The 7213-nt window shown below is 32.9% G+C and carries 8 protein-coding genes; 7 read left to right on the plus strand and 1 reads right to left on the minus strand.

The window, feature by feature from the left end:
- Positions 1 to 46: 46 nt before the first annotated feature.
- The 7 genes from ACIQ2I_RS06785 to ACIQ2I_RS06815 all read left to right on the plus strand — a co-directional run bounded on the left by ACIQ2I_RS06785 (position 47) and on the right by ACIQ2I_RS06815 (position 6494).
- Complete coding sequence (locus ACIQ2I_RS06785) at positions 47 to 289, plus strand: GIY-YIG nuclease family protein (protein ID WP_396181673.1); 243 nt, start codon at positions 47 to 49, stop codon at positions 287 to 289.
- 248 nt (positions 290 to 537) lie between these two features.
- Positions 538 to 1212, plus strand: coding sequence for a GTP cyclohydrolase I FolE (gene folE, locus ACIQ2I_RS06790; RefSeq protein WP_396181674.1), 675 nt, complete (start codon positions 538 to 540; stop codon positions 1210 to 1212).
- 100 nt (positions 1213 to 1312) lie between these two features.
- A complete protein-coding gene (gene udk / locus ACIQ2I_RS06795; protein WP_396181675.1) occupies positions 1313 to 1924 on the plus strand; it encodes a uridine kinase in 612 nt (203 codons plus the stop codon).
- On the plus strand, positions 1924 to 2277 hold the full coding sequence (locus ACIQ2I_RS06800; protein ID WP_396181676.1) for a septum formation initiator family protein: 354 nt from the start codon (positions 1924 to 1926) through the stop codon (positions 2275 to 2277). The genes udk and ACIQ2I_RS06800 overlap by 1 nt, the downstream gene beginning before the upstream one ends.
- Before the next feature lie 38 nt (positions 2278 to 2315).
- Positions 2316 to 3677 (plus strand): methylmalonyl-CoA mutase subunit beta, encoded by a 1362-nt coding sequence (locus ACIQ2I_RS06805; RefSeq protein WP_396181677.1) that lies wholly within the window; start codon positions 2316 to 2318, stop codon positions 3675 to 3677.
- A 3-nt stretch (positions 3678 to 3680) separates the two neighbouring features.
- A complete protein-coding gene (gene scpA, locus ACIQ2I_RS06810) occupies positions 3681 to 5825 on the plus strand; it encodes a methylmalonyl-CoA mutase (RefSeq protein WP_396181678.1) in 2145 nt (714 codons plus the stop codon).
- Positions 5826 to 5918: 93 nt separating this feature from the next.
- Positions 5919 to 6494, plus strand: a complete 576-nt coding sequence (locus ACIQ2I_RS06815) for a transposase (protein WP_396181679.1) — start codon at positions 5919 to 5921, stop codon at positions 6492 to 6494.
- Positions 6495 to 6537: 43 nt separating this feature from the next.
- Here the strand turns inward: ACIQ2I_RS06815 and lpxD are convergent.
- Positions 6538 to 7213: UDP-3-O-(3-hydroxymyristoyl)glucosamine N-acyltransferase (lpxD, locus tag ACIQ2I_RS06820; RefSeq protein WP_396181680.1), on the minus strand; the 676-nt coding region annotated here is incomplete at its 5' end.

The raw sequence follows: 7213 nt of genomic DNA on the forward strand, positions 1-7213 counted from the left end.
ACAAACGACTTCAATCTAAATTGAAGTCGTTTTTATTTGATTCAACATGTTTTACGTATACATCTTATTTAGCTCATCGAAATCGAAATACTATATCGGACAAACTTCAGATATTGAAGATCGATTAAACCGACATAATTCGGGATTTTCCTTGTCCACAAAATATGGCATTCCTTGGGAACTTGTACAAATTTTTATGTGCGAAACTAGAAGCGAAGCAATCCTGCTGGAAAAGAAGATAAAGAAAAGAGGTGCTAAACGATATTTAGAAGATTTAAACAAAAACTGAAAGTTATCGCGTCCCGCCCTAGCGGGAAGGCCGCAGGTTCGAATCCTGCCACCCCGACAAACGACTTCAATCTAAATTGAAGTCGTTTTTAATTATACTACTTCTAACATATCAAAATTCAAAATTTTCTCTAAAACACACTTTTTTTTTCAATATTAATTATTTATGGCACTATATAAAAATTAATTACCTGTAAATTAAATTTTTGTTTAATAATTAACTACTTTTGTTAAACAAAAAAATAAAAGATGAAATCTGAAAATAATACGTTAACAAATACATCATTAGAAGATATTGGAAATGACCATTTATTTACCTCGCTAGAAACGCCGATGGTAGCCAATGCGTTTACAAAATCGGATACAGAAAAAAAAGAAATTATTGCGTTTCATTTTACTGAGATTATGAAGGCATTAGATTTAGATTTAACCGATGACTCTTTAAAAGGCACACCAGAACGAGTGTCAAAAATGTATATTGAGGAAATTTTTTCTGGATTAAATCCAAAAAATAAGCCAAAAATGGCGCTTTTTGAAAATAAATACCAGTACAATCAAATGTTGGTAGAAAAAAACATTACTTTTTATTCAAATTGCGAACATCATTTTGTGCCTATTTTTGGGAAAGCTCATGTAGCATATATTTCTTCGGGAAAAGTAATTGGTTTATCTAAATTAAATAGGATTGTACAGTATTATGCAAAACGACCTCAAGTTCAAGAGCGATTGACAATGCAAATTGCCGAAGATTTAAAAATTGCCTTAGAAACAGAAGATGTTGCGGTAATTATTGACGCCAAACATCTTTGCGTTTCTTCACGTGGCGTACAAGATGAAAGTTCCGCAACAGTCTCCACATCTTTTAATGGAGCATTCAACACACCACAAAAAATAAATGAATTATTACAATTAATCAATAACTAATTTATTTTAAAAATATTTAATTAAATTCTATCTTTTCTCTAGAGATAGAATTTTTTTTATAGTATATATTTCTATCTTTGTGTAAATTAAAGATACTATTATGCTTATTATTGGTATTGCTGGAGGTACTGGTAGTGGAAAAACTACAGTTGTACATCAAATTATGAACGAATTACCTGCTACAGAAGTTGGCGTAATTTCTCAGGATTCTTATTACAAAGAGACTAACAATTTATCATACGAGGAACGTACAAAAATTAATTTTGACCATCCACGTGCTATAGATTTCGAATTGTTGATTTCACATTTAAAAGAGCTAAAAGCCGGTAATGTAATAGACCAACCTATTTATTCTTTTGTAACGCACAATAGAACTGATGATACCATTAGCACGCACCCAAGAAAAGTAATGATTGTAGAAGGAATTTTAATCTTTACAAATCCGGAAATTCGTGATTTATTTGATATTAAAGTATTTGTTCATGCGGATTCTGATGAGCGATTAATTCGTAGACTCAAACGAGATATTGCAGAAAGAGGTAGAGATATGGATGAAGTTTTAACTCGATACCAAACTACTTTGAAACCCATGCACGATCAATTTATCGAGCCAACAAAAGCTTTTGCAGATATTATTATTCCAAACGACAAATACAATACGGTAGCCATTGATGTAGTGCGAGCGGTTATTAATCAAAGAATTGAAAAATAATGATTAAGAAATTTCAACTACTTCTAAAAAAATTTCCTTTTCTAAACTTTTTAGGAAATAAATATTATTTAACACTTGTTGCTTTCATTATTTGGATGCTTTTTTTTGATAATTATTCCTATTTTGAACATCGTTTTTTAAACGAGCAAATTGATGAATTAAACGATAATAAAAAATATTATAAATCTGAAATTGCAAAAGACAGTGTGAAAATAAAAAATCTTAAAAACGATAATATGACCGAAAAATATGCTCGTGAAAAATACTTTATGAAAAAGGACAGCGAAGATATTTACATCATAGAGTTTGAAGAAGACAAAATAAAAGACAGTTTACTTGAAGCCATAAAGTAACCATCAAAAAATAAGTTTTCAAAATCAAAAACAAGTCAATGAAAACAAAATTATTTCAAGATTTTAATACCGTTTCATCTAAACAATGGAAACAACAAATCCAATTTGAATTAAAAGGAGCAGATTATAATGATACCTTAATTTGGGAAAGTTTAGAAGGAATAAAAGTAAAACCATTTTACCATTCAGACGATAACATTTCTGCCTATACTTCAAATACAAATACCACTACTTTTACAATTCTACAGCAAATTTTTGTTCATGACATTCAAATGTCTAACAAAAAGGCAAAAGAAAGTTTAAACCGCGGTGCAGAAAGTATTCATTTTACGATAGAATCCGATAAAATTGACATCGCAAAACTAATGACTAATTTGCCATTAGGAAATGTAGTTTATTATTTCAATTTACCTTTTCTATCTCCAGAATATGTAAAATTTTTAAATGATTTTGCTACAACTAATTCTTATAATTTCATCATTCAAGTAGATCCAGTTGGGCAATTATGCAAAGATGGAAATTGGTTCGAAAATTTGAATTTAGACTTTCAAAAACTTAATGAAATTTCCAAAAACTCGAGTATTCCATTTTTAAAGATTCAATCAGGAATTTATCAAAATTCTGGTGCTAATATGGTGCAACAATTGGCGTACACCATAGCCCATATTAATGAATATTTGAATAGAATTTCATCAATTAATCAACCGATTACAATTGAAGTGGCTATTGGAACCAATTACTTTTTTGAAATTGCCAAACTTCGAGCTTTGCGCTTGCTTTTCAAAACATTAACTACAGAGTATAAGCATAATTTTGATTGTCACATCATAGCCACACCAACAAAACGCAACAAAACAATTTACGATTATAATGTAAATATGTTACGAACCACAACCGAATGTATGTCGGCTATTTTAGGTGGTGCTAATGCGATTTCTAATTTAGCCTACGATGCCATTTATCATAAAGATAACGAGTTTGGGGACAGGATTTCACGCAATCAGTTATTAATACTGAAAGAGGAAAGTTATTTCGACAAAGTAAATAATCCGTCTGATGGTGCGTATTATATAGAAAGTTTAACAGAACAATTAGCAGAAAAAGCTTTAGAAATATTTAAAGAAATTGAAGCAAATGGAGGCTTCATCACACAATTAATTGAAGGAACCATCCAAAGAAAAATTTCAGAAAGCGCACAAAAAGAACAAGAGTTATTTAATTCAGGTAAAGAAATATTACTTGGAACAAACAAATATCCAAATCCGAACGACAAAATGAAACACGATTTAGAGTTGTTTCCTTTCGTAAAAACAAAAGATAGAAAAACGCTAATTGTACCGATTATTGAAAAACGATTAGCCGAAAAAGTTGAGCAGGAACGTTTGGCTTTAGAAGAATAAACTATGAGAAAAAACATACAACATATACAATTAGTCGAAAGTCAAAAGTCGAAAGTCGAAAGTCGAAAGTCGGAAGTCGAAAGTAACGAAACTAGCTTCCACACAGCTGAAGACATTGATTTAAAAAAAATCTACTCCAAAGAAGATATTTCAGAATTAGAACATATTGGTTTTGGAGCTGGTTTTGCACCAAATTTACGCGGCCCTTATGGCACAATGTATGTTCGTAGACCTTGGACAATTCGACAGTATGCTGGGTTTTCAACAGCTGAAGAAAGCAATGCATTTTACCGTCGAAATTTAGCTGCCGGACAAAAAGGACTATCCGTTGCCTTTGATTTAGCCACACATCGTGGGTACGATTCTGACCATATTCGTGTACAAGGCGATGTAGGAAAAGCTGGCGTAGCCATTGATTCGGTGGAAGATATGAAAATTCTTTTCGACCAAATTCCGTTAGACGAAATGTCGGTTTCTATGACTATGAATGGAGCGGTTTTACCAATAATGGCTTTCTATATTGTAGCTGCAGAAGAACAAGGCGTATCGTCAAACCAATTAGCTGGAACCATACAAAATGATATTTTAAAGGAATTTATGGTACGAAATACGTACATATATCCACCAACGCCTTCTATGAAAATTATTGCCGATATTTTTGAATATACCAGCAATAATATGCCAAAATTTAATTCCATTTCCATTTCTGGTTATCATATGCAAGAAGCCGGTGCCACTGCCGATATTGAATTGGCGTATACACTTGCAGATGGTTTAGAATATATTCGAACAGGATTATCAACAGGAATGAAAATTGATGAATTCGCTCCTCGCCTATCTTTCTTTTGGGCAATTGGAATGAATCATTTTATGGAAATTGCTAAAATGCGTGCAGGAAGAATGCTTTGGGCAAAATTACTAAAACAGTTTAACCCAAAAGACGAAAAATCTCTTGCTTTACGGACACATTGTCAAACATCTGGTTGGAGTTTAACCGAACAAGACCCATTTAATAATGTAGCTCGAACTACAATTGAAGCTGCTGCAGCTGCTTTTGGCGGCACGCAATCTTTACATACTAATGCCTTAGACGAAGCCATAGCTTTACCAACAGATTTTTCTGCAAGAATTGCTCGAAATACGCAAATTTTCTTACAAGAAGAAACTAAAATTTGTAAAACAGTAGATCCTTGGGCGGGAAGTTATTATGTGGAAAGTTTAACGGCAGAAATTACAGAAAAAGCGTGGGCATTAATTGAAGAAGTAGAAGCTTTAGGCGGAATGACAAAAGCCATAGAAGCTGGAATTCCGAAATTACGAATTGAAGAAGCAGCCGCACGTAAACAAGCACGTATTGACAGCACACAAGATATTATTGTAGGCGTAAATAAATACCGTTTAGAAAAAGAAGATCCGTTACATATTTTAGATGTAGATAACGATATGGTGCGCAACCAACAGGTAGCGCAATTGGCTGATATAAAAGCGAAAAGAGATGCCAATAAAGCAGCAAAAAGCATACAAGAATTAACAGAATGCGCCAAAACAGGAAATGGAAATTTATTAGCCATTGCAGTTGAAGCCGCAAGAAATAGAGTAACTTTAGGAGAAATTAGTGATGCCTTAGAAGTGGTCTTTGGACGTCATAAAGCGCAAATTAAATCGATAAGTGGAGTGTATAGTAAAGCCATAAAAAATGATGCTAGTTTTGAAAAAGCAAAACAATTAGCCAACAAATTCGCTGAAAAAGAAGGGCGTAGACCAAGAATAATGATTGCTAAAATGGGACAAGACGGCCATGACAGAGGTGCAAAAGTAGTTGCAACAGGTTATGCTGATGTAGGTTTCGATGTCGATATTGGTCCGTTGTTTCAAACGCCAGCAGAAGCTGCGAAACAAGCTGTGGAAAATGATGTACATATTTTAGGTGTTTCATCTTTAGCTGCAGGACACAAAACTTTAGTACCTCATGTAATTGAAGAATTAAAAAAATATGGTCGTGAAGACATTATGGTAATTGTTGGAGGTGTAATTCCAGCGCAAGATTATCAATTTTTGTTTGATGCAGGCGCTGTTGCTGTTTTTGGTCCTGGAACCAAAATTAGTGAAGCCGCAATCAGTATTTTAGAAGTTCTTATTGAGGATTAAATGTATTTAAACCTGACAGGTTTCAAAAACCTGTCAGGTTTGTAATTATCGAAACATTTTTTATATTTGTATCTTAATAAACGCCAAACAATTATGATACAAGCCTTAGAACACGGTAACTATTACCATATTTACAATCGTGGAATAAATAGTACAACACTATTTAAAGAAAAAGAAAACTACGAACACTTTCTTAAACTTTTCGAAACTCATATTGACCCAATTGCTGAAACTTTCGCATGGTGTTTAATGAAAAATCACTTTCATTTCTTAATTAGAGTAAAAGAGTTTTCTGAAATCAATAAAGAAAAAATCATTTTGCCTTCACAATCATTTTCAAATTTATTTAATGCCTACACAAAAGCATATAATAAAAGATATATCCGACATGGTGCTTTATTTGAAAGACCATTTAGAAGAAAACAAATTAATTTTGATACGTATTTACAAAATGTAATTGCCTACATACATAACAATCCAGTTCATCATAAAATTTGTTCCCACCCTGTTGAATATCCTTGGAGTTCTTATATTAGTTGTCTTTCTGAAAAGCCAACAAAACTAAAAAGAAAAGAAGTAATTGAAATTTTTAATGATGTAGATAATTTTAAAAATGTACATAAAGAAAAAGGCAATTATTTTACAATAGAAAATGAATTAGGTTTCTAATTTTAAACCTGACAGGTTTCAAAAACCTGTCAGGTTTAATTTATTATTTATTAGCATCTCTTACCAATCTTTTCAAAATTGCCCATTGTTTAAGCGCATCTCTTGCTTCTACTGCTGGATAGCCCAGCATCACTTTTCCAGCAGGAATATCGCCAGTAACTCCAGAACCTGCTCCAACTATAGCACCATCGCCAATTACCGTATGGTCTTTTATTGAAGCACTTCCGCCGATAATTACGCCATTTCCTAAAGTTACCGAACCTGCTAAACCAGAGTTCCCTGCCATAATACAAAATTTACCCAATTTACTATTGTGACCAATTTGTACTAAATTATCAATTTTACAGCCGTCTCCAACAATTGTAGAACTGAATTTTCCTCTATCTACACAAGAATTCGCACCAATTTCTACACCATTTCCAATAATGACATTCCCAATTTGCGGAATTTTAACTAATCCTCTTTCTTGATCTGGACGAAAACCAAAGCCATCCGCACCAATAGTCGCATTTGGATGAATAATACAATGACCTCCAATATGGCAACGCTCTCGAATTACAGTTCCAGACCAAATGGTAGTTTGATTTCCAACAGTGCTTTCATCTAAAATGGTTACGTTTGGATAAATAATTACGTTTTCTCCAATAATTACATTAGGACCAATATACACCCCTGCTCCTATTTTTGTATGATTTCCGATAGTTGCTGAAGCATCAACA

The sequence above is a fragment of the Flavobacterium sp. genome (assembly GCF_044368995.1).
In the GTDB taxonomy this organism is placed as follows: Bacteria; Bacteroidota; Bacteroidia; order Flavobacteriales; family Flavobacteriaceae; genus Flavobacterium.

Excerpts from the sequence above, each read along its gene's own strand:
- ACIQ2I_RS06785 (WP_396181673.1), top strand. The coding sequence starts at position 47 with ATGTTTTACGTATACATCTTATTTAGCTCATCGAAATCGAAATACTAT.
- folE (WP_396181674.1), top strand. The coding sequence starts at position 538 with ATGAAATCTGAAAATAATACGTTAACAAATACATCATTAGAAGATATT.
- udk (WP_396181675.1), top strand. The coding sequence starts at position 1,313 with ATGCTTATTATTGGTATTGCTGGAGGTACTGGTAGTGGAAAAACTACA.
- ACIQ2I_RS06800 (WP_396181676.1), top strand. The coding sequence starts at position 1,924 with ATGATTAAGAAATTTCAACTACTTCTAAAAAAATTTCCTTTTCTAAAC.
- ACIQ2I_RS06805 (WP_396181677.1), top strand. The coding sequence starts at position 2,316 with ATGAAAACAAAATTATTTCAAGATTTTAATACCGTTTCATCTAAACAA.
- scpA (WP_396181678.1), top strand. The coding sequence starts at position 3,681 with ATGAGAAAAAACATACAACATATACAATTAGTCGAAAGTCAAAAGTCG.
- ACIQ2I_RS06815 (WP_396181679.1), top strand. The coding sequence starts at position 5,919 with ATGATACAAGCCTTAGAACACGGTAACTATTACCATATTTACAATCGT.